The organism is Okeania sp. SIO2B9 (assembly GCF_010672505.1).
Lineage (GTDB): Bacteria > Cyanobacteriota > Cyanobacteriia > Cyanobacteriales > Microcoleaceae > Okeania > Okeania hirsuta.
In genome coordinates, this window is record NZ_JAAHGK010000917.1 from 1 (window position 1) to 3168 (window position 3168).

General features: G+C 35.7%; 2 protein-coding genes. Both read left to right on the plus strand.

All coding sequences use genetic code 11. The features are described from left to right. The coding region (locus F6K13_RS25390) for an adenylate/guanylate cyclase domain-containing protein (protein WP_287288752.1) at positions 1–831 on the plus strand (831 nt) is incomplete at its 5' end. Between the two features lie 700 nt (positions 832–1531). After that, on the plus strand, positions 1532–3168 hold a 1637-nt coding region (locus F6K13_RS25395), incomplete at its 3' end, for a hybrid sensor histidine kinase/response regulator (RefSeq protein WP_287288754.1).

Consider the following 3168-nt stretch of genomic DNA (forward strand, 5'->3'; position numbering starts at 1 on the left):
TTAAAATTACTATCAAAAGAAAATATTCTTGATGTGAAATTAGGGGATCGTGTGAGTAAGGAAATGGCAATTTTATTTTCTGATATTCGCTCTTTCACTACTATATCTGAAAACATGACACCTCAAGAAACTTTTGCTTTTGTCAATGGTTATTTACAAGAAGTTTCCCCAGAAATTCGCGACCGGAATGGTTTAATTATTAAGTTTATGGGAGATGGCATTATGGCAGTATTTCCTGATGGCACTGATGATGCTGTGCAAGCTGCTATTGGTAAACTTCGGAAATTACAAGAATATAATCAGATTCAACAAGCAGAAGGTTTACCCCCAATTCAGGTAGGAATTGGCATCCATGTAGGTTTTATCATGGTTGGTATTGTGGGAGAGCCAAATCGAATGTCAGGAGATGCACTTTCCGATCATGTGAATTTGACAGCTCGTTTGGAAAGTTTAACTAAATATTACGGAGTTTCTTTATTAATTTCTGAATCAGCTTTTCAGGGTTTGAAAGATACAGAAAAATATCAAATTAGATTTTTAGACCGTGCATCTGTAAAAGGTAGACATAAAGCTATTAATGTTTATGAAGTTCTAGATGGAGAAATTGATTATGTACGAGAATTAAAATTAAAAACTCAAGCAGATTTTGCATTGGGTATAGAGTTTTATCGTTTAGGAGATTTTGTTACTGCCAAATATTATTTTGAGAAAGTATTAGCCGTTAATTATTCAGATAAAACAGCTCAACTTTATCTAGAAAGAATTGATAAATTAACTGTAACTGGTGTGCCCAAAAACTGGGATGGGGTTTGGGCATTTACTCAGAAGTAAAGGGAGTAGGGAGTAGGGAGTAGGGAGTAGGGGGAGCGGGGGAGTAGGGAAATAATTTTTGGGCTACCCTCCTGCCCAAAATGCGCACCTTTTTGAGCATAAAGAGTTGAAAGCTAGGTATTTTTTCCAGATATAAAAAGGCTAAAACTTTTATCTATAAATGCTTTGAGATTTAATCAGCAAGCCCTAATTAGGGTTTGCGTATGGAAAGTCTTTTAGTAGGGGTAGGAGACAGGATACAGGAAACAGAAGACAGGAGTTAGGGGAATGCGAGGAGGTAGGAGCTAAGTTTTGTCAGAATGATTTTTCTGCCCAAATCTTGACCAAAATCCGCTCATTTTTGAACCATTATATAATGTTCGGTTGAATACTTACACTTTGGAGGAAGGAAGGCAGAAGGCAGAAGGCAGAAGGGAAGAAAAGGTTGAAAGGGATAAATTTTTTTTATAACTGATTATCCGTTAGCGCAGCTCCCCTGCAAGGGGAACATGATATTACCACTTAAAACCTCGCATTTTTTGATACTTAAAAAAGCTAAAACCTTTATCTATAAATGCTTTGAATTTTAATCAGTAAGCCCTAATAATTAATAATTAATTATTAATTATTAATTGTTCCCTATAATTTGTAACATTCTTTTTTTTAAATTAGCAACCAAATTCAAGTTCAGAGATATATTAGAAATAAACCTAAAGCTTTTATGTTATTTAGACCTCTATCTCTCACACTAGGCAAAATGTTTAGTCGATTTCCTCTAAAAACTGTCCTCATTGTCCCTTTTATTCTACAAATTGTTACTGCTGTGGGATTAGTGGGATATTTTTCTTTTACTAATGAACGACAATCTGTTGAGACTTTGGCGAGTAAGTTAACTTTGGAAATTAGCACTCGTATTCAGCAGCACGTTCTAGATTATCTAGACAAATCCCATCAAGTTCTAAGAATAACCAATGATGCTATTACCAGTGGCAACTTTGATCTCTACGACTTTGGTGCAATACGGCTCTACTTTTGGCAAATTGTCAAAGATCAGGAGTGGGAAACCGACCTTTTTTTTAGTAACGAAGAGGGAGAGTTTATCAACGTTGACATTAATCCTGAAAGTGGAGATATTGTCTTGAGAATTCTGACTACAGCTACTCAACCATTACGAGAAACTTATCTGTTAGATGAGCGTGCTAATATCAGCAAATTATTGAAAATTAGAAAGTATGATCCTCACATTCGCCCCTGGTATCGGGCAGCAGAAAAAATAGGTGAACCTACATGGAGTTCTATTTATCCTAGCTTTTCTGACAAAAACACATCTTTAGATATAGCTGCGGTTAAACCTATTTTTGATTCTGACGATAATTTAATTGGAGTTTTGGGTAATGAAACTCGCTTAACGGAGATGACTCAATTTCTCAACAACTTAAAGATTAGTCCTAATGGCAAAAGCTTTATCATGGAGCACTCTGGAAATCTAATTGCTAGTTCCGAAGATATTGAACCTTTTGTAATTACTAAAATTAATGGGGAACGAAACATAGAACGCTTGCACGCTTTTGACAGCAATAATGTTGTAGTCAGTGCTACGGCAACTCACCTAGAAAAAATGTTTGGTAGTTTAGAAAAAGTTAATCGCAGCAAACAATTTAGTTTTCTTATTAATAAAAAGTGGTACTATGCTAGCGTTATCCCAGTTAAAGACGGACGGGGTATTGATTGGTTAGTGGTGGTTGTGGTTCCCGAAAGTGACTTTATGGAAAAAATAGATGCCAATACCAGAACTACTATTTTATTGAGTATTACGGCTCTAATTATCGCTATCTTAGTTGGGATATTTACTGCATACTGGATTACTAGACCAATATTACAAGTTAATTCTGCTGCGAAAAAAATTGCGGAAGGCAAATGGGAAAATCAACTGGATATTGATCGTGGGGATGAAGTAGGAGAACTTGCTCAGTCATTTAACCGGATGGCAACACAACTCAAAAACTCCTTTGAAACCCTAGAAGCAAAAAACCAAGAACTGAAAAAATTAGACCGCATCAAAGACGAATTTTTAGCCAACACTTCCCATGAACTCCGCACCCCACTGAATGGCATTATTGGTATTGGTGAATTTCTTCTAGGAGAACCAACCCAAAATATTAATACAACCATCACTTCCAACTTAACTATGATTGTATCTAGCGCTCGTCGTCTTTCTACTCTAGTTAATGACATTCTTGACTTTTCCCAAATTAGATACAATAGACTAGAATTACAGATTAAAGCAGTTGATGTTTTTGTGGTTGTAGAAACAGTAGTCACCTTAAATCTATTGATCAGCAAAAATAAAAATCTACA